The organism is Microvirga sp. RSM25, from assembly GCF_044784385.1.
Classification (GTDB): Bacteria; Pseudomonadota; Alphaproteobacteria; order Rhizobiales; family Beijerinckiaceae; genus Microvirga; species Microvirga tunisiensis.
Genome location: NZ_CP173039.1, coordinates 974,556 through 992,930, shown reverse-complemented (window position 1 = coordinate 992,930; position 18,375 = coordinate 974,556). Strand labels below are relative to the sequence as shown.

Sequence of the window (18,375 nt, the reverse complement as noted above, 5' to 3'; positions counted from 1 at the left end):
AAAATCGGCGCGACCATAATGCGCGCCGATCCAAGAGTCGATTACAAGGATTTAGAATTGCGTCCTGCAGCTTAAGGCTGCCGCAGAGCCGGAACGTTCTTCGGATTGTTCAGGTCGAAGGTCTTGTTCTTGAGCGGGTCCTTATCGGTCCCCTCGCTCGCATCGAAGCCGCGTCCCGGCCGCCCTCCAGCGGCGGGCAGCGCACTGGCCGTCCCCCGCAATCCCGGCACCATGGGCGTTCCATTCTGGCCGCGGACATCCTCAGCATCGGGCACCACCCGGTCCACATCCGCGGCATCGGGAGCCGGGCGGCTCTTCTCGATCTGCCGCCAGCGGGTCACGTTGCGCTGATGCTGCTCATATGTCTCGGCGAAGGAATGGCCTCCCGAGCCATCGGCAACGAAATAGAGATCCTTGGTGCGCGAGGGGTTGGCCACCGCCTCGAGCGCGGCGCGACCCGGATTGGCGATGGGGCCTGGCGGCAGGCCCTCGACCACATAGGTGTTGTAAGGCGTTGCAGCCTCGATCTCGCTGCGCAGGATACCGCGCCCCAGGGTGCCCTTCCCGCCTACGAGCCCGTAAACGATGGTGGGATCGGACTGGAGCTTCATCCGCTTCATCAGGCGGTTGATGAAGACGCCTGCCACACGGGTACGCTCGTCCGCCCGGCCCGTCTCCTTCTCCACGATGGAGGCCAGGATCACGAGTTCCTGCGGCGATTTGATCGGCAGCTCGTTGGAACGGCGCTGCCAGATCTGCTCGATGGCCTGGCGTTGGGCCGTCTGCATGGTGCTGATGATCTGCTGACGGGTCGTGCCGCGCTCGAACTTGTAGGTATCGGGCAGGAGTGAACCTTCACGCGGGGTGTCGGTCACATCGCCGGTGAGGATCTCATGCTCATAAAGGCGGGCGATGATCTGTTCGCTGGTCAGCCCCTCGGGAATCGTCACCGTATGCAGGATCGCCTTGCCCTGAATGAGGGTGTCGATGGCGTCCTCAATGCTGGTACCGGCCTTGAACTGGAACTCGCCAGCCTTCAGCTGGCCACGCTGCCGGTTGATGTGGGCGTAGACCTGGAACAGCAACGGCTGATTGATGACGCCTTCTTCCTTGAGGATGTTGGCGATTTCGCCTGTGCCGGTGTTGCGGGGGATGACCACGACCTTGTCGCTCTGCAGCGGCCCCTGGGCCGTCACCTCCTGCTGCAGCATCGAGAAGCCGAAGATGCCGGCAATCGCCAGGGCGACGAAAAGGGTCAGCAGGCCGCTCAGGAGCGACAGCATGCCCCTGCGGCGGCGGCGGAGCTTCGGCGGCGGCGGAGGCGCCATCGATGGTTTGATGGCCTCGTTTGGAGATCGGGGTGACAGACGGGGCTGCGCCGATCCGTGGTCGGATTCGTCTGCAGGAGGGAGAAGGATCTTTTTCTTTCGTCCGAACATCACGCCGCTTTTCTGATATAGGCCGGCGGTCCTGCCGGTCCGCCGACACCCTAACAGGGATTATGGCGAAAAGCCGTAACGTGCCGTCGCCAATCGAAGCCTCGGACCCGAAAGTGGACTCCACTCTTGGGATCGATCCGATGCTCAATCCCTCAAGCGGCCCATCGCCCTGAGCGGAAAACCGGGGCCACTTTTCCGCGCGATGCGCTAGGATACACGACGAAGAATGATCGAAGCGTTAGTCCCGCCGAACCCGAAGGAGTTCGACAGAACCACGTTGATCTCCTTACGCTTGGCCTGCTTGGGCACGAGATCGATAGCCGTTTCCACCGACGGATTGTCGAGGTTGATGGTCGGTGGAATGATGCCGTCGCGCATGGCCAAGATCGAGAAGATCGCCTCGACGGCGCCCGCAGCACCCAGAAGGTGGCCGATCGCCGACTTGGTGGAGGACATGGAGAGCTTGCCCGCCGCATTGCCCATGATGCGCTCGACGGCCTTCAACTCCAGCTCGTCGCCAAGCGGTGTCGAGGTTCCGTGGGCGTTGATGTAGTCGATTTCGGAGACGTCGATACCGGCGCGCTTGATAGCCGCGGCCATGCAACGATAGGCGCCGTCGCCATCCTCGGACGGCGAGGTGATGTGGTAGGCATCGCCCGACAGGCCGTATCCGATGACCTCGGCATAGATCTTGGCGCCGCGTGCCTTGGCGTGCTCGTACTCTTCGAGCACGACGACACCGGCGCCCTCGCCCATGACGAAGCCGTCACGGTCCTTGTCGTAGGGACGCGAGGCACGCGTCGGATCGTCGTTGAAATTCGTGGACAGGGCGCGGCAGGCGGCGAAGCCGGCGATGGACAGCCGGTTGATCGGCGATTCCGTTCCGCCTGCGACCATCACGTCCGCATCGCCAAACGCGATCAGACGGGCCGCATCTCCGATGGCGTGCGAACCGGTGGAGCAGGCGGTCACCACGGCGTGATTGGGACCCTTCAGGCCATGTTCGATGGACACGTAGCCGCCGGCCAGGTTGATGAGACGGCCGGGGATGAAGAAGGGCGAGATGCGGCGCGGGCCGCGCTCGATCAAGGTCGCGGAGGCCTCGTAGATGCCGCCGATGCCGCCGATGCCGGAGCCAATCAGCACGCCGGTCGCGCACTGGTCCTCATAGGATTTGGGCTCCCAGCCGGAATCCCGCAGCGCCATGGTGGAGGCGGCCATCGCATAGACGATGAAGGGATCGACCTTGCGCTGCTCCTTGGGCTCCATCCATTCATCGGCATTGAAGGTGCCGTTAGAGCCGTCGCCGCGTGGGATCTGACAGGCGATCTGGCAGGCCAGGTCATCGGCCCGGAAATCCGTGATCCTGTTGGCGCCGCTTTGCCCCTCGACGAGGCGGGACCATGTGGCATCGACCCCGCTGCCCAGCGGGGTGACCATGCCAAGACCTGTAACAACTACCCGGCGCATGAATTCCTGCCCTATCGATCAATAAAATTCGGGCGTCGAATGAGTCATCCGACGCCCTTTCAGCGCTTTAGGCTGCGTTCTTCTCGAGGAAGCGGATCGCGTCGCCGACCGTCACGATGGTCTCAGCCGCGTCGTCCGGGATCTCGACGTTGAACTCTTCCTCGAACGCCATCACCAGCTCGACCGTATCCAGGCTGTCGGCGCCCAGGTCGTCGATGAAGTTGGCATTGTCAGTCACCTTGTCGGCTTCGACGCCGAGGTGCTCGACAACAATCTTCTTCACGCGATCAGCGACGTCACTCATCGTATTTTCCTCAGTGGCTGCCGCCTCAGGAATTGGGCGGGTTAAGAAATCAAATTAGATCAGCTGTTCAGCTGACAACGCTGAAACGGCTACCCTGCGCCGTGCAAAGCCGCATTTTTAAGCGCCGGTCAACCCCTTTGACCTGATCGGGATCATGCTTAACACAAGCTTATCCTGTCTGGCGAGGGGTGAACGACACCTGCAAACAGATTCCCGAAAGGGCGATAAGTTCCTTTAGAACATAGCCATTCCGCCGTTTACGTGCAGGGTCTGGCCCGTCACGTAGGCGGCTTCGCCGGACGCAAGATAAACCACGGAGGAAGCGATTTCCTCGCCCTGGCCGAGCCGCCCCATGGGGATCGTGCCCAAAATTCCTTCACGCTGCTTTTCGTTCAGCACGTCAGTCATGGGCGAGGCGATAAAGCCCGGAGCGACGCAGTTGACCGTAATGTTGCGGCTCGCCACCTCGGCGGCGAGCGCCTTGGTCATGCCGATCAGGCCCGCCTTGGAGGCGGCATAGTTGCCCTGCCCCGGATTGCCGGTGGATCCCACGACCGAGCCGATGTTGACGATACGGCCATAGCGGCGGCGCATCATGCCCTTCACGGCGGCCCGTGACAGGCGGAAGGAGGCGCTCAGATTCACGGCAATGACCGTATCCCACTCCTCGTCCTTCATGCGCATGAAGAGGTTGTCCTTCGTCACGCCGGCGTTGTTGACCAGGATGTCGAGCCCACCCATGGCGGCCTCGGCCGCCGGAACGAGGGCCTCGACCGAATCCTTGTCCGACAGATTCGCCTCGACCACATGGACCCGCTCGCCCAGGGACGAAGCCAGTTCGTCGAGGGCTGCCCGCCGGGTTCCAGACAGGGTGACGGTGGCGCCCTGGGCATGGAGAGCGCGGGCGATTGCGCCGCCGATGCCGCCCGTGGCGCCGGTGACGAGAGCCTTGCGGCCGGTGAGATCGAACATGCAGGGCTCCTCTTATCCGTTCAGGGAGACTTTGAAAGCGGCGACATCCTCAGGGGTGCCGATGGCCGTGGCCGAGGCGCCGGACGCAATGCGTTTCACGAGCCCGGTCAGGACCTTACCTGAGCCGATCTCATAGAATGCTTCAACGCCCTGGGCGGCCATATGGGCCACGCTCTCGCGCCAGCGAACGGTGCCGGTGACTTGCCGGACCAAGGCATCGCGGATCGCCGCCGGGTCGGTGATGGGCGCAGCTTCCACGTTCGCAACTACCGGGACGGCGGGGGCAATGACGGTCACGCTGCCTAAGGCCTCGCGCATGGCATCGGCCGCAGGTTGCATGAGCGCGCAATGGAAGGGGGCAGACACGGCCAGCATCACGGCGCGCTTCGCGCCCTTGGTCTGGGCAATCGCCACGGCCCTTTCCACGGCAGCCTTATGGCCCGATACGACAACCTGGGCACCGCCATTGTCGTTGGCCGCATCGCAGACCTCGCCCTGCGCCGCCTCGCGGGCGACTTCGAGGGCGGCGTCGTATTCCAGGCCGAGAAGCGCCGCCATGGCGCCCTGCCCCACCGGAACGGCATTCTGCATGGCATTGCCACGAATCCGCAGAAGGCGGGCCGTATCGGAGATGGAAAGGCTGCCGGCGGCGGCGAGCGCCGAATACTCGCCCAGCGAGTGGCCGGCGACGAAGGTGGCATGCTTCTTGAGGTCAAGGCCGGCCTCAGCCTCCAGGATCCGGATGGCCGCCAGGCTCACCGCCATCAGGGCCGGCTGTGTGTTGGCCGTCAGGGTCAGTTCCTCCGCCGGTCCTTCCCACATGATGGTGGAAAGTTTCTGGGAGAGAGCCTCGTCCACCTCGTCGAAAACGGCCTTGGCCTGCGGAAAGGCATCAGCAAGGGCTTTGCCCATTCCGACCGCCTGGCTCCCCTGACCGGGGAAAATGAATGCGCGCTTCATCAGGAACGGAACCCTCAATTAATCGAATTCCGCGCGGGACTCGCACCGGGAAGCCGAGGAGTCAAGGCGGAGAGCACGCAGCCCCGCATTTGACCTGTTTATCAGATGAGACGCCGCCACCCAGTGAGGAGCCTTCTGTCGACAGCGCTCCGTCGGAAGCCCAACCTGGCCAAGACCCATTCGAAGGAATATCCCAGCGCATGCAGACCCTTGCGTAAGATTGTCAACGAGCACCTATTAGATGATGTTATAATACAACATAATATAGACGCTGCGATTTGAGACTGGGGTGTGCAGACGCACTTCAGGTTAAGTCCCTGCCGGAGAACGCTTCCTCTTGTTTTCTCCTGCCAACCGGTGTATCCGGTCCCTCTTCCGATATTCTCAATGACTCAAGAAGGAGCCCCGCATGGCTCGCGTGACCGTCGAAGACTGCATCGACAAGGTCGACAACCGGTTTGAGCTCGTTCTGCTGGCCAGCCACCGGGCCCGCCTCATTTCGTCGGGCTCGCCGCTGACGATCGACCGCGACCGCGACAAGAACCCGGTCGTGGCTCTCCGCGAGATCGCGGACGAGACGATTGCTCCCGACGATCTGAAGGAGCAGCTCATCCACTCGATGCAGAAATACGTCGAGGTGGACGAGCCGGAGGCCGAAGCCGTTCCCATGCTCAGCAACACGGCTGCCGCGCCCGCGACCGGGGGCGACAACGATGCGGACGTCCAGTTCGACCGCATGAGCGAAGACGATCTGCTCCGCGGCCTCGAAGGCCTCGTGCCCCCGAGCAGCAGCGCGGACGACGACGACCGCGAATAGGCGCTCGCACCGATTTCAAAAGCCCGGCTCGATGCCGGGCTTTTTTTATTGGCCGGCTTAACCACGCCCCCGCATAGCCAGCCTGCGGCAAGCTATTCGCCTTGCGGTTGGAGGACGTTGTACAATATCTTCGATAACTTCGTGATTTCAGCCAGATAACGGACCAAAAGGAGAATGCGGCCGCATGATGCGCCAATATGAACTCGTCGAGCGGGTCAAGCGCTACAACCCCTCGGCCAATGAGGCGCTTCTCAACCGTGCTTACGTGTACGCCATGATGGCCCATGGCAACCAGAAGCGCGCATCCGGCGACCTGTTCTTCGGCCATCCCCTCGAAGTGGCTGCCATCCTCACCGACCTCAAGCTCGACGAGGCGACCATCGCGGCGGCGGTTCTCCACGACACGGTGGAAGACACGCAGGCGACGCTGGAGGAGATCAACAAGACCTTCGGCCCTCAGATCGGTGCTCTCGTCGATGGGCTGACGAAGATCAAGCGGCTCGATCTCGTCTCCAAGCGGGCGGCCCAAGGGGAAAACTTTCGCAAGCTCCTTCTGGCCGTTGCGGACGACGTGCGGGTGCTGCTGGTCAAGCTCGCCGACCGCCTACATAACATGCGCACCCTCCAGTTCATGCCGCCGGACAAGCGCAAGCGCATCGCCGAGGAGACCCTCGACATCTATGCCCCGCTCGCCGGACGCATGGGTATCCAGGAGATGCGTGAGGAACTGGAGGAGCTGTCCTTCCAGAACCTCGATCCGGAAGCCTACGAGGCCATCAAGCGTCACCTGCACGAACTCTCCACCAAGAGCGAGAAGCTCGTCGACGAGATCGAACGGACGCTTACGACCAAGCTGCGCGCCCAAGGAATCGAGGCGACGGTGACAGGGCGCCAGAAGCGGCCCTACTCCATCTGGCGCAAGATGGAGCGAAAATCCGTCTCCTTCGAGCAATTGTCCGATATCTTCGCCTTCCGGATCATCGTGAACACCATCGACGAATGCTACCGGGCGCTCGGCGTCGTCCATACCAGCTGGCCGATGGTGCCGGGGCGCTACAAGGACTACATCTCGACGCCTAAGCAGAACGATTACCGCTCGATCCACACCACGGTGATCGGCCCCGGCAGCCAGCGCGTGGAGCTGCAGATCCGCACCGACGACATGGACGAGGTCGCGGAATACGGCATCGCCGCCCACGCCCTCTACAAGGAAGGCGTCAACGACAACTCGCGCCTCGCCACGGAGAGCCGTGCCTATCAATGGCTGCGGCGCACCATCGACCTCCTGGCCGAGGGCGACAATCCGGAAGAGTTTCTCGAGCACACGAAGCTCGAACTCTTCCACGATCAGGTCTTCTGCTTCACGCCCAAGGGGCGCCTCATCGCCCTGCCGCGCGGCGCGACGCCGATCGACTTCGCCTATGCGGTGCACACCGATGTCGGCAACACGGCGGTAGGCTGCAAGATCAACGGCCGCATGTCGCCCCTTCTGACCGAATTGCAGAATGGCGACGAGGTAGAGATCGTCCGCGCCGAGGGTCAGACGCCCCCGGCGGCCTGGGAATCCCTCGTGGTCACCGGCAAGGCGCGCGCCTCGATCCGCCGCGCGACCCGCGCTGCTGTGCGCCGGCAATACACCGGACTCGGCCATCAAATCCTGGAGCGCGCCTTTGAGCGGGCCGTTCGTCCCTTCTCCGACGAGAAGCTGAAAGGCGCCCTGCCCCGTCTGGCCCGGGTGTCCGTCGAGGACGTGTTGGCGGCCGTGGGCCGGGGCGAAATGTTCTCCGGCGACGTGGTGCGGGCTGTTTATCCCGATTATCTGGACGAGCGGCGAGCCAGCTCCGACGGCAAGGGCAGCGGGCAGCCTGACGGGGCGGGCAAGAAAGCGGCGAGCGAGCATCCGGACGGCATTCCGGTCCGCGGGCTCAACAAGGACATGCCGATCCGCTTCGCTTCAGATGGCGGCGCCGTGCCGGGAGACCGCATCGTCGGCATTCTCACTCCCGGTGAGGGTGTCACGATCTATCCGATTCAATCCCCGTCGCTGGCCGCGTTCGACAACGAGCCCGATCGCTGGATCGATGTGCGCTGGGATCTCGAATCGGGCTCCACGCAGCGCTTTCCCGCGCGGATCAAGCTGCAATCGATCAACGAGCCCGGATCGCTCGCCCAGATCACCCAGGTGATCGCCGATCATGACGGCAATATCGACAATGTCTCCATGAAGCGGCGCACCCAGGACTTCACCGACATGACCATCGATCTGACGGTGTGGGACCTGAAGCACCTCAACGCCATCATCGCGGAGCTGCGCGCCAAACGCGTCGTGAGCCGCGTCGACCGCGTCACCGGATAGGACCCTCAATGTCGCGTAAGCCCCGCATCGCCGTCATCATGGATGAAAACACCACCGCAGGCGGCAGCGGATACGAGATGCCCAAGACCTATTTCACGGCCGTGCATCGCGCGGGCGGGATGCCGTTCGGGATTCCCTATCTCCCCGATATGGTCGAAAGCGTCGTCGCGGAATTCGACGGATTCGTCAGCGTCGGCGGACGCATCCGGTTTCCTCGTGAATGGTACATCCCTGGTGACGAATCGCGGTATCCGTCGTCGGAGCGCCTCGAGGTCGAGCAGGCGCTCATGCAGGGCTTCCTCGAGCGCGACAAGCCAGTGCTCGGCATCTGCAACGGTATGCAGATGCTCGCCTGCCTTCACGGCGGGCGAATGGTGCATGAGGTGCGAAAAGCCGGCCCGCATATCCTCGACCATGACAATCGGAATGCCATACATTCCGTCGAGATCGTGCCGGGCACGATGCTGTCGCGCATCCTGGGCACGACACGGCTCGACGTGAACAGCCGCCATCAGGAGGCGGTTGTCGAGGCGTCCGATCGAGCCCTCACGTCGGCCCTGGCGGATGACGGCGTGATCGAAGCCATCGAGATTCCAGGCCGGCGCTTCGCCATTGGCGTTCAGTGGCACCCGGAGGCCTTTGCCATGCAAGATCATCCCTGCAACGGCCTGTTCGGCGCCTTTGTACAGGCGACGCGAAGCAACCACTGAAAACGGTCACGGCAGGGACTCCGGATGCCCATCTCCGTTCTAGGACTCGATGCCGACGATACGCTCTGGCACAACGAAACCTTCTATCGGATGACGCGTCAGCGCTTCAATGAGCTCCTCGCCGATTTCGCCGATGCCGAGACGCTCGAAGCGGAGATCGAGGCGACCGAGAAGCGCAATCTCGGCCTCTACGGCTATGGCGCCAAGGGCTTTACGCTCTCGATGCTGGAGACGGCGCTCGCAGTCAGCCAAGGCCAAGTGCCCACTCACGTCATTACCGAAATCTTGGCGGCCGGACGGGAGATGATGAGGCATCCGGTAGAGCCCTTCCCCGGCGTCCATGAGGCTCTCGAAGAACTCTCCGCGCAATACAAGCTGATCCTGATCACCAAGGGCGACCTCTTCCACCAGGAATCGAAGCTCGCCGCATCGGGTCTCGGCAACTTCTTCTCAGGTGTCGAGATCGTGAGCGAAAAGAAGGCGCAGACCTACACGCGAATCTTCTCGCGGCATGGCGCAGGCCCGGAACATGCCGCGATGGCCGGAAACTCCGTGCGCTCGGACGTCCTGCCCGCTCTCGAGGCCGGCAGCTATGCCGTCCTCATTCCTTACCATCTCGTCTGGGCCCACGAGGATGCCCCACTCCCGACAGAACATCCGCGCTTCGCGGAACTGCCGTCGCTTGCAGACCTGCCCAGATGGCTGGCTGAGGTTGCGGATTCTTCGTGATAAGGCATCCTGTTTCCCCTTGCCTCGCGCCGGTCTGCCTGCCAAAGAGCGCCGACGCAGGAGACTCGAAGCCATGACCCCGAACGAAGCTCTCGACGAATTCCGCTCCGCAGGCGCGTTGCTGGAGGGACACTTCATCCTCTCGTCGGGGCTGCACAGCCCGGTCTTCCTGCAGAAGATGTTCGTGTTCCAGGATCCGGCACGCACCGAACGGGTCTGCCGGGCGCTGGCGGAGAAGGTCAGGGAGACATTCGGAGCCGTCGATTACGTGGTTTCGCCGGCTGTCGGCGGCATCGTTCCAGGCTACGAGACGGCCCGGCATTTGGGATGCAAGGCGATCTTCGTCGAGCGCGAGAACGGGGTGTTCGTCCTGCGCCGCGGCTTCACGATTCCGGAAGGAGCCCGCGTCGTCATGGTGGAGGACATCGTCACGACCGGTCTTTCCTCTCGGGAATGTCTGGCGGCCCTGCGGGAGCATCCCGGCACGATTCTCGGCGCCGCCTGCCTCATCGATCGCTCCGGTGGCAAAGCCGATCTCGGCGTTCCCCTGGTGTCCCTCGTTCAGCTCGACATTCCGGCCTATGCACCGGGCCAGTTGCCGCCGGAATTGGCCGCCCTTCCGGCCATCAAGCCGGGCAGTCGCAATCTTAAATCATAAAAAACTGTTTATTTGTGTCACACAGGCTTGACTGCCTTGGTTCTGACAACTTGACTCTTGGAATTTACACGCCATTAAGTAATTGTCATTGTCGTTTTTACTCGTCCGAAGGGTTAATAGCAGCCTGGTTTAAGGCGCGTCATAATTTTTCCACGCAATTTAATTGCCTGCGTAAATAATAGATGTCGCTTGAATAATGAAGGTTGTTACGCCGCTCCGGCAGACACTAACAGAGAATACTTATGTCAGCCCAGCAGCGGATTGCGCTTTTCATTGACGGCGCCAACCTTTACGCGACCACTAAAACCCTCGGCTTCGATATCGATTACAAGCGGCTCCTGAAGGAGTTTCAAGGTCGGGGCACTCTGGTTCGGGCTTTTTATTACACCGCGCTTGTAGAAGATCAGGAATATTCTTCCATCCGTCCGCTGATCGACTGGCTCGATTACAATGGCTATCGGGTGGTGACGAAACCGACCAAGGAATTCGTCGATTCCGCCGGTCGCCGCAAGGTGAAGGGCAATATGGACATCGAGCTCGCTATCGATGCGCTCGAGCTCTCCCCTTATATCGACCACATGGTCCTGTTCTCCGGCGATGGTGATTTCCGCTCCCTGGTTGAGGCCATGCAGCGCCGCGGCGTTCGAGTTTCCGTCGCCTCCACGGTCACGACCCAGCCGCCGATGGTGGCCGACGAGCTGCGCCGCCAAGCCGACGAGTTCCTCGACCTGTCGCAGCTGGCGTCCCGCATCGGACGCGACCCTTCGGACCGTCCGCAGCGCGTCGGGAACGAGAACGGCGAGCGCTCACGCCCGCAACAGCCGCGCAACGGCGCGCTCGAGAGCCGCTACGGCATCCGGCAGCCGCAGGACGGCGACGTCGATATCTGAGTTCCAGCCTCTGGCTGAATGCGCATGATGGCCGGTCATGTCCCGGCCATTTGCTGTTAAAGCGAACTCTCTTCGACCTGACAGCTGAGGCTGAGAGATCCGGCCGTATTGCTGACAGTCGCCAAGCAGAGATCCGTCTGCCCGGCGGGGATAGAAACGGCGAACCGGGTCACGTAGAGGCCTCCCTCGCTATCCGGGAGCTTGCGCGCCTCGAGGCGCACGATATTGGCCTCGTATTGCTTGAAGACCTCCGAGAGGCGGGCCACGAGGCCGAGCTGGTCGCCGCCGCTGATGGTGATGCGGTGGGTGATATTTCCCGCAGGACCGGGGCTCGGGTCGAAGGCATAGGGAACGGCCCGGATCTCGGCCCCGTCCAGCTCGGGAAGCAGCTTCAGGCCTGCCTCGATGTCAGCGGCCGTCAGATCCGCTGGAAGCTCGCAGAGCGCGACGAATTCGGCGCCGGAGCCTAGCGCAGCAAAGGTCGTGTCCCTCAGGTTCACGCCCACGTCAAAGAGGTGCTCCGCAATCGCCGCGACGAGACCGACCCGATCGGGGCCAAGAACCGAGACCAGAGCAACGGACGCCATGTCTTCCCTCCCAAGCCGAGAGGAGAAATCTAGCGCGGAAGAACGCTCCGTCAGCCCTTCTCGCGCATGAGACGCGCCTTCTCCCGATTCCAGGAGCGCTCTTTTTCCGTCTCGCGCTTGTCGTGTAGCTTCTTGCCGCGGCCGAGGCCGAGCTCCACCTTCGCCCGCCCGCGATCGTTGAAATAGATCTTGAGCGGGATCACGGTGAACCCTTCGCGCTGGGTCGCGCCGATCAGCTTGTCGATCTGGCGCTTGTGCAGCAGCAGACGGCGCGGACGCTTCGTCTCGTGGTTGAAGCGGTTCGCCTGAAGGTATTCCGGAATATAGGCGTTGAAGAGGAAGAACTCCTCTCCCGACGGACCGGCAAAGGCCTCGCCGATGGTCGCCTTCCCCTGGCGCAAGGATTTCACTTCCGTGCCGGTCAGCGCGATTCCCGCCTCGTAGGTATCGAGGATCTCGTAATTGAACCGCGCCTTCCTGTTGTCGGCGACGACGCGGTTGGCACTCTTTGGATCTTTTGACATGAGCTCTTAAGCGTTGATCAGGCCCGCATGGACCATGGCCGAACGAACGGCCTGCTTGGCGCCCGCGGAGGCGGGCACCAGCGGCAGGCGCACCGTATCCTCCATGAGGCCGAGCAGGGACGCGGCATATTTCACGGGCGTCGGGTTGGTTTCGATGAACAGGTTGGTGTGCAGGGGCATGAGGCGGTCCTGCACCTTCAGCGCCGAGGCGTAGTCGCCGTTCAGGCAGGCATTCTGCATCTCCGCGCAGAGCCGGGGCGCGACGTTCGAGGTGACCGAAATGCAGCCATGTCCGCCATGGGCCATGAAGCCGAGCGCGGTCGCGTCCTCACCCGAGAGCTGGATGAAATCGGGCCCCAGCACCTGCCGCTGCTGGCTCGCGCGCGCCATGTTGGCGGTCGCATCCTTCACGCCGGCGATGTTCTTGAGCTCATAGAGCCGCGCCATCGTCTCCACCGACATGTCGATGATCGAACGGCCTGGGATATTGTAGATGATGATCGGGATCCCGACGGCATCGTTGATGGCCTTGAAGTGCTGGTAGAGGCCTTCCTGCGTCGGCTTGTTGTAATAGGGCGTCACGATCAGCACCGCGTCGGCGCCGACCTTTTCCGCATGCTTGGAGAACGCGACCGCCTCCGCCGTGCTGTTGGAGCCGGCACCCGCAATCACCGGTACCCTGCCCTTCGCCTCCTCGACGCAGATCTCGACGACCCGCTCGTGTTCCTTATGGCTCAGCGTGGGGCTCTCACCCGTCGTTCCCACGGGAACGAGGCCGTTCGTCCCTTCCTGGATCTGCCAGTTGATGAAGGACCGGAACGCCGCCTCATCCACGGCTCCATCCTTGAAGGGGGTTACCAGAGCCGTGATGGAGCCTTTGAATTGCATCATGGGGTTATCCTCGAAATTCGCGCCGGGCCTTCTCTTGGGCCACAACGGTTTTACACATAGGAGGTGCGGCGCATGCGCGCAAACGTTCGTTCGGGGAGTTGTCCTAGCTCGGCTCTTAGTGTTTCCTCAAGAGAAACGTCGTCACAATGAGATAAAAGGCGGCAGCAAAGGGGTTAGCGGGTGAGCCTCAACATGCGTCCTCTCATATGTCTTGTGACATCCGTCGCGCTTGTCCAATTTTCCGTTCTCACCGCCCACGCGATTGAAACTCCTCCCACCACGCCGGTACCGGCACAACCCACCACTCTGGAAAGCTTCGTGCCCACCCCGCCGGTGCCGGGGGACCTGGATCACCTGCCGGGGATCTTCAAGGCCTATCGAGACAACGATCTGACCGAGGCTCAGATCCTCAAGACCAAGCTCACCCAGCCCGCCGCCCATGCCACCGTCGAATGGTTTGCGATCCGCAGCGGCCTCACCATGGGCCTCGATCGCATCCTCGCCTTTCAGAAGGATTACCCGGACTGGCCGGTCACCAGCCAGCTTCGGAGACGGAGTGAGGATGCGCTGCTGGCCGAGCGCAGGCCTCCTTCCCAGGTTCGTGCCTTTTTCGCAAAGCAACCTCCTGGAACCCCCGCCGGGCGGATCGCCCTCGCCCTCGCTCTTCAGACGGAAGGCCTCGCACAGGATGCGAACGAAAAGATCCGCCATATCTGGCGGGAGGACACCTTCGGCGCCGACGCGGAGCGCCGCATCCTCGACCGCTTTCCGGATGTTCTCGCAAAAGCCGACCATCGCTTCCGCATGGAGCGGCTTCTCCTGAAGGAGAATTGGGGGGGAGCCCAGCGCGCGGCCGGCTATGCGGGCAAGGAGTATGAGTTGCTCGTGAAGGCGCGAATGGCTGTCTTCCAGGGCAAGAAGAAGGCCGAGAAAGCCTTTGCCGCCGTGCCTGCCTCCCTGCGCAGCGACGCTTCCTATCTGTTCTCCAGGGCGCTGCTCCAGCGCCGGAGCAACAACCTGGTGGAGGCGGCTGCGATCATCATGGAGGCGCCGCGAGATCCCGAGTTGCGCGTCGACGGCGACGAATGGTGGGCCGAACAGCGCCTGATCACCCGCGCCCTGCTCGACAAGGGCAATCCCAAGACGGCCTATGAGGTGGCAAGCCATCACGCCGCCGAATCGCCGGTGCAGCAGATCGAGGCGGAGTTTCATGCAGGGTGGATTGCACTTCGCTTCCTGAGCGATCCGGGAACGGCCTCGAACCACTTCGCGACAGTCGCCAAAACGGCCTCGACGCCGATCTCCATCTCCCGCGTCGCCTATTGGCAGGGACGCGCGGCGGAGGCGGCCGGCCAAGGGCAGGACGCCAGAATCTACTATGAACGGGCAGCCGAGCAGCCCACGACCTATTATGGGCAACTGGCTCAGGCGAAGCTGGGTCAGGCCATCTCGCTACGAAAAGTCGATCCGCTTTCGGAGGAGGAGCGGAAGGGATTCGATGCCCTCGTTCCCGTCCAGGCAGTGAAGCTGCTGCAGCAGATCGGCGAGCAGGATCTCGCCCTCAGCCTATACACCGATCTCGCCCAATCCTTGAGCGATCCGGGACAGCTCGATGCTCTGGCCAGTCTGGCCACGTCCCAGCAGAATCCTCGCGCGGTGCTCTCCATCGGCAAGATGGCCCTGCAACGCGGCTTCCCGCTCGATCAGCATGCCTATCCGCTTGCGGCCATTCCCGATTTTCAGCCTGTCGGCGACGAGGTCGAGCCTGCCATGGTCTATGCCATCGCCCGGCAGGAGAGTGCTTTCAACCCGCGCGCCATCTCGAGCGCAGGAGCGCGCGGACTCATGCAGCTCATGCCCGCCACAGCGAAGAGAACGGCGCAGCGATTCGGCGTCGGCTTCGATCTGAAGCGGTTGATCGAGGACCCGTCCTACAATGCAAAGATCGGCTCGGCCCATCTGGGCGAGCTGATGGAGGACTGGAAGGGCTCCTATATTCTCGCCTTCGCGTCCTACAATGCGGGCGGCGGCAACGTGATCAAGTGGATCAAGAGCTATGGCGATCCTCGTAAGCCCGATGTGGACGAGGTCGATTGGGTCGAACGGATTCCATTCTATGAGACGCGCAACTACGTCCAACGCGTGCTGGAGAACTTGAGAGTCTACCGGCAGCGCCTGAACGAGAAGTCCGCGCCGCTCGTCCCAGCGACAGCGGATGCGACAAGCACCAATTGATGATGCGGGATGCGGCTCGCCAAAAATTCACTGAAACCGGACTGAGATGAGTTGCTCCTACCGCGACCTTTTCGTATCCGCCGCAGACGGATTACGGCTCTACGCCCGCGACTATGGCCCGCAGCGGGCCGATGCGTTGCCCGTCATATGCCTGCCCGGACTTGCCAGAACGTCCGAGGATTTTCATGACTTGGCAGAAGCACTGAGCCAAGATCCTTCTCGACCACGCCGAATTCTGTGCCTTGACTATCGCGGGCGCGGGCGCTCCGGATGGGACCAAGACTGGCGCAACTACGACATCAAGATCGAACTGAACGATACCCTGCAGGTTCTGGCAACCGCTGGAATTGGAAAGGCGATCTTCATCGGCACCTCCCGCGGAGGCTTGATTGCGATGGCCTTGAGCGCGGTTCATCCCGAACTCATCGCCGGAGCGGTTCTGAACGATGTCGGTCCCGTCTTTGAAGCCGGCGGACTGAGACGGATCCGAAGCTATGTCGGCAAACTCCCCACACCTCGAACCATGGATGAGGCTGCTGACATCCTGCGGCAGCGCTCGGAAGCCCAGTTTCCCGGCCACACGGACGAGCAATGGGAGAAGATGGCGCGGGGCACTTGGCATGAGAGTGAAGATGGGCTCGTTCTCAATTACGATCCCAATCTGATGAAAACGCTCGAGGGTCTCGATCTCGAAACGCCCTTGCCGGATCTGTGGCCGCTCTTCGAGGCCATGAAGCCATTCCCCGTCCTCGCCATCCGGGGCAGCCACTCCGATCTGCTGACAACTGAGACCTTGCAGATGATGCAGGAACGGCATCCGCGCCTCACGGCTATCACGGTGCCGGAGCAGGGCCACGCCCCCTCACTTGAAGGCGATCTCATCCCAATCGTCAGAGATTTTGTCGCTGGAGTTGATCTCCGGGACTGAAAGGCAGCGTCTTCCCCGTCGGGTCAGGCGGAAAAGCTTGCGGAGCTATTTCGCAGCCGGGACCTATTCCGCTTTCTTGATCTACGGCTTCCGTCGCGATTACCCGAGTCCCCTTCGCCCAAACGCTTCAACTGCGTAAGCGACCCAATTGTATCGTTTGACCGGCTAAAACGAAAAACCCCGGTGTTGCCACCGGGGTTCTTCTATCCAATCAGGATAAGCCGATTAGAAGTCGCGCTGAACGCGCAGGCGGCCTTCCCAAACGTCGTTCTTCAGGTTGACCGGATCCGGGCCACGCGGGTCGATGTTGGCGTAGAGAACCTCAACACCGAGATCGAGGCCAGCCACCGGCGACCAGATCACGTTCGTGCCAGCGCGCCACTCGTTGAAGTCAGCCGCGATGCCGAGACCGCCCGGGAAGGCAGCCGGAGCCTCGTTGCCGTACTCGACGCGAGCGTACGAACCGAACACGTTCTGGCGGATGGTCGGGGTCCAGTAGTGACGCAGACCACCGGCAAGCGACCAGCCGCGGCCGGTCTCGATGTCGCCATCAGCCGTCACGAAAGCGTCGACAACGGACTCGGTGAGCGCACCAACGGTGACGTTCGAACCGAAGCCGAGGTAGCCGAGAGCGCCGTCAGCGTAGGAGGCAGCGAGCCAGAGGGCGTCACCAGCAGCAAGCATCGGCAGGTTAACGGAGCCCTGGAGCGAGACCGACCAGCCGAGTTCGCTGTCCGGGTAGTCGAAGGCGCCAGGAGCAACTTCAACCAGGTTGTCGCTGCGCAGCTGGTGCAGAGCACCGGAGAGCTGAGCCGAACCCCAGGTGCCGGCGTACTTCAGGTTACCGACGAGGTCAGGATAGGTCTGACCGGCTTCGGCGAACACCGAGGTGGCGCCGAACTGCGTACCGGCGAAGCGGCCTTCTTCAGCCGCGATCGTGGCCGAGAAGCCGTTGCCGAAGGAGAAGGTGTAGGCGAACACGTTCACCGTCGGAGCGTCCGAGAAGCGGAGCGTGCCGAAGTGGCCCGTGGGCAGGTCGCTGTTGTCGTAGAACGACACCGTACGACCGGCGGTGAGGCCGCCGAACTGAATGAAGGCCTGGTCGACGTTGGCCGTCGTGGAGCTGAAGCCGTACACGCCGGTGTCGCGGGTCATCTCGAAGCGCACGAAGGTGCGGAGCAGACCGTAAGCGGTGGCGGTGCGGGCATCGATGTTCAGACGACCACGAGTACGGAAGCCGATGGCATCCTGCGAGCGGTCGGTCGGCTCGACATAGCGGAACTCGGCGCGAACACGGCCGCCGACGCGGAGGCAGGTTTCGGTGCCGGGGATGTAGAAGAAGCCTGCGCCGTAGGTGGAGCAGACGCGAACGTATTCAACAGCAGCGGCCTTCTTCGCGGGAAGGTCGGCGGCTTGAGCTCCGGCAACAGCCGCGAGACCCGCGACCGATCCGAGGAAGAGGCTCTTAGCGAGCTTCATGGTTAAACCTCCAAAGTTTCGAGACCCTGGGGGGCCGGGTTTTTGTGCTTCGAATGCTTCAACGAAGCCCTAAACACGTCCCTTTTCCCCTAAGTACCCGGCGGCCCGCCTTTTCGGTCGAACCCACCAGGAAGACGACTGGGGTGCCCCCGTCGCTGCAGCCACATTATCCAGGACTGGATCGCAAGCAACTGAATGAAGGCGCAAAACGGGCAAGAGACGGGGCTTTTCAGGGGCATGTTGCACAAACGCAACGTTCAAAGCTGAGTTCTTTACTTTTCGTTAAGACTCTGACCCTGGAGTTCACAAATCCTTAAGGGGAAAGGGTTTGGACTTTGTCTGATCACCACTCAGGTGGCTCGAATGGAAGTTTTGCGGAGGCAGACGATAAACCGGCCCTGTGAATAACGCCCGTCACAATTTCGA

The 18,375-nt window shown here is 62.2% G+C and carries 17 protein-coding genes; 8 read left to right on the top strand and 9 right to left on the bottom strand.

Going from position 1 to position 18,375, the window contains the following annotated elements; genetic code table 11:
* Nucleotides 1-71 precede the first annotated feature (71 nt).
* From mltG to fabD, 5 genes are all read right to left on the bottom strand, one after another.
* The gene (gene mltG, locus ACD578_RS04765) at nt 72-1,439 is read right to left on the bottom strand and encodes an endolytic transglycosylase MltG (RefSeq protein ID WP_404293701.1); all 1,368 of its coding nucleotides are present in this window, start codon (nt 1,437-1,439) and stop codon (nt 72-74) included.
* A 207-nt stretch (nt 1,440-1,646) separates the two neighbouring features.
* Nucleotides 1,647-2,909, bottom strand: a complete 1,263-nt coding sequence (gene fabF / locus ACD578_RS04760) for a beta-ketoacyl-ACP synthase II (RefSeq protein WP_404291335.1) — start codon at nt 2,907-2,909, stop codon at nt 1,647-1,649.
* A gap of 67 nt (nt 2,910-2,976) precedes the next feature.
* Complete coding sequence (locus ACD578_RS04755; protein WP_009764365.1) at nt 2,977-3,213, bottom strand: acyl carrier protein; 237 nt, start codon at nt 3,211-3,213, stop codon at nt 2,977-2,979.
* A 234-nt stretch (nt 3,214-3,447) separates the two neighbouring features.
* Nucleotides 3,448-4,185: a 3-oxoacyl-[acyl-carrier-protein] reductase gene (gene fabG, locus ACD578_RS04750; RefSeq protein WP_404291332.1), complete on the bottom strand. Its 738-nt coding sequence runs from the start codon at nt 4,183-4,185 to the stop codon at nt 3,448-3,450.
* Between the two features lie 12 nt (nt 4,186-4,197).
* Nucleotides 4,198-5,145 carry an ACP S-malonyltransferase gene (gene fabD, locus ACD578_RS04745; RefSeq protein ID WP_404291330.1) on the bottom strand — a complete coding sequence of 316 codons (948 nt, stop codon included), beginning with the start codon at nt 5,143-5,145 and terminating at the stop codon, nt 4,198-4,200.
* A gap of 409 nt (nt 5,146-5,554) precedes the next feature.
* Here fabD and rpoZ point away from each other — a divergent pair, with 409 nt between their 5' ends.
* From rpoZ to ACD578_RS04715, 6 genes are all read left to right on the top strand, one after another.
* The gene (rpoZ, locus tag ACD578_RS04740; protein WP_404291328.1) at nt 5,555-5,962 is read left to right on the top strand and encodes a DNA-directed RNA polymerase subunit omega; all 408 of its coding nucleotides are present in this window, start codon (nt 5,555-5,557) and stop codon (nt 5,960-5,962) included.
* A gap of 184 nt (nt 5,963-6,146) precedes the next feature.
* Nucleotides 6,147-8,318: a RelA/SpoT family protein gene (locus ACD578_RS04735; protein WP_404291326.1), complete on the top strand. Its 2,172-nt coding sequence runs from the start codon at nt 6,147-6,149 to the stop codon at nt 8,316-8,318.
* 8 nt (nt 8,319-8,326) lie between these two features.
* Nucleotides 8,327-9,028 carry a gamma-glutamyl-gamma-aminobutyrate hydrolase family protein gene (locus ACD578_RS04730; protein WP_404291324.1) on the top strand — a complete coding sequence of 234 codons (702 nt, stop codon included), beginning with the start codon at nt 8,327-8,329 and terminating at the stop codon, nt 9,026-9,028.
* Nucleotides 9,029-9,052: 24 nt separating this feature from the next.
* A complete protein-coding gene (locus tag ACD578_RS04725; protein WP_404291322.1) occupies nt 9,053-9,757 on the top strand; it encodes an HAD family hydrolase in 705 nt (234 codons plus the stop codon).
* Between the two features lie 73 nt (nt 9,758-9,830).
* The gene (pyrE, locus tag ACD578_RS04720; protein WP_404291320.1) at nt 9,831-10,415 is read left to right on the top strand and encodes an orotate phosphoribosyltransferase; all 585 of its coding nucleotides are present in this window, start codon (nt 9,831-9,833) and stop codon (nt 10,413-10,415) included.
* A 242-nt stretch (nt 10,416-10,657) separates the two neighbouring features.
* Nucleotides 10,658-11,305: an NYN domain-containing protein gene (locus ACD578_RS04715; RefSeq protein WP_152710425.1), complete on the top strand. Its 648-nt coding sequence runs from the start codon at nt 10,658-10,660 to the stop codon at nt 11,303-11,305.
* A 56-nt stretch (nt 11,306-11,361) separates the two neighbouring features.
* On the opposite strand, the gene ACD578_RS04710 is transcribed toward ACD578_RS04715, so the two are convergent.
* Genes ACD578_RS04710 through dapA form a run of 3 tightly spaced genes read right to left on the bottom strand, consistent with a single transcriptional unit; the run spans nt 11,362 to nt 13,307 of the window.
* Nucleotides 11,362-11,892: a glycine cleavage system protein R gene (locus ACD578_RS04710; RefSeq protein ID WP_152710426.1), complete on the bottom strand. Its 531-nt coding sequence runs from the start codon at nt 11,890-11,892 to the stop codon at nt 11,362-11,364.
* A 50-nt stretch (nt 11,893-11,942) separates the two neighbouring features.
* Complete coding sequence (gene smpB / locus ACD578_RS04705) at nt 11,943-12,416, bottom strand: SsrA-binding protein SmpB (protein WP_404291317.1); 474 nt, start codon at nt 12,414-12,416, stop codon at nt 11,943-11,945.
* 6 nt (nt 12,417-12,422) lie between these two features.
* Nucleotides 12,423-13,307: a 4-hydroxy-tetrahydrodipicolinate synthase gene (gene dapA, locus ACD578_RS04700; protein WP_404291315.1), complete on the bottom strand. Its 885-nt coding sequence runs from the start codon at nt 13,305-13,307 to the stop codon at nt 12,423-12,425.
* Between the two features lie 192 nt (nt 13,308-13,499).
* On the opposite strand from dapA, the gene ACD578_RS04695 reads away from it, so the two are divergent.
* Both ACD578_RS04695 and ACD578_RS04690 read left to right on the top strand, forming a co-directional pair.
* Nucleotides 13,500-15,542: a transglycosylase SLT domain-containing protein gene (locus ACD578_RS04695; RefSeq protein ID WP_404291313.1), complete on the top strand. Its 2,043-nt coding sequence runs from the start codon at nt 13,500-13,502 to the stop codon at nt 15,540-15,542.
* 46 nt (nt 15,543-15,588) lie between these two features.
* On the top strand, nt 15,589-16,470 hold the full coding sequence (locus ACD578_RS04690; RefSeq protein WP_404291311.1) for an alpha/beta fold hydrolase: 882 nt from the start codon (nt 15,589-15,591) through the stop codon (nt 16,468-16,470).
* A 225-nt stretch (nt 16,471-16,695) separates the two neighbouring features.
* Here the strand turns inward: ACD578_RS04690 and ACD578_RS04685 are convergent, their stop codons facing one another.
* Nucleotides 16,696-17,949 carry a porin gene (locus tag ACD578_RS04685; protein ID WP_404291309.1) on the bottom strand — a complete coding sequence of 418 codons (1,254 nt, stop codon included), beginning with the start codon at nt 17,947-17,949 and terminating at the stop codon, nt 16,696-16,698.
* Nucleotides 17,950-18,375 lie beyond the last annotated feature (426 nt).

Coding starts and splice junctions, on each gene's coding strand:
- mltG (WP_404293701.1), bottom strand. CDS start 1,439: ATGTTCGGACGAAAGAAAAAGATCCTTCTCCCTCCTGCAGACGAATCC.
- fabF (WP_404291335.1), bottom strand. CDS start 2,909: ATGCGCCGGGTAGTTGTTACAGGTCTTGGCATGGTCACCCCGCTGGGC.
- ACD578_RS04755 (WP_009764365.1), bottom strand. CDS start 3,213: ATGAGTGACGTCGCTGATCGCGTGAAGAAGATTGTTGTCGAGCACCTC.
- fabG (WP_404291332.1), bottom strand. CDS start 4,185: ATGTTCGATCTCACCGGCCGCAAGGCTCTCGTCACCGGCGCCACGGGC.
- fabD (WP_404291330.1), bottom strand. CDS start 5,145: ATGAAGCGCGCATTCATTTTCCCCGGTCAGGGGAGCCAGGCGGTCGGA.
- rpoZ (WP_404291328.1), top strand. CDS start 5,555: ATGGCTCGCGTGACCGTCGAAGACTGCATCGACAAGGTCGACAACCGG.
- ACD578_RS04735 (WP_404291326.1), top strand. CDS start 6,147: ATGATGCGCCAATATGAACTCGTCGAGCGGGTCAAGCGCTACAACCCC.
- ACD578_RS04730 (WP_404291324.1), top strand. CDS start 8,327: ATGTCGCGTAAGCCCCGCATCGCCGTCATCATGGATGAAAACACCACC.
- ACD578_RS04725 (WP_404291322.1), top strand. CDS start 9,053: ATGCCCATCTCCGTTCTAGGACTCGATGCCGACGATACGCTCTGGCAC.
- pyrE (WP_404291320.1), top strand. CDS start 9,831: ATGACCCCGAACGAAGCTCTCGACGAATTCCGCTCCGCAGGCGCGTTG.
- ACD578_RS04715 (WP_152710425.1), top strand. CDS start 10,658: ATGTCAGCCCAGCAGCGGATTGCGCTTTTCATTGACGGCGCCAACCTT.
- ACD578_RS04710 (WP_152710426.1), bottom strand. CDS start 11,892: ATGGCGTCCGTTGCTCTGGTCTCGGTTCTTGGCCCCGATCGGGTCGGT.
- smpB (WP_404291317.1), bottom strand. CDS start 12,416: ATGTCAAAAGATCCAAAGAGTGCCAACCGCGTCGTCGCCGACAACAGG.
- dapA (WP_404291315.1), bottom strand. CDS start 13,307: ATGATGCAATTCAAAGGCTCCATCACGGCTCTGGTAACCCCCTTCAAG.
- ACD578_RS04695 (WP_404291313.1), top strand. CDS start 13,500: ATGCGTCCTCTCATATGTCTTGTGACATCCGTCGCGCTTGTCCAATTT.
- ACD578_RS04690 (WP_404291311.1), top strand. CDS start 15,589: ATGAGTTGCTCCTACCGCGACCTTTTCGTATCCGCCGCAGACGGATTA.
- ACD578_RS04685 (WP_404291309.1), bottom strand. CDS start 17,949: ATGAAGCTCGCTAAGAGCCTCTTCCTCGGATCGGTCGCGGGTCTCGCG.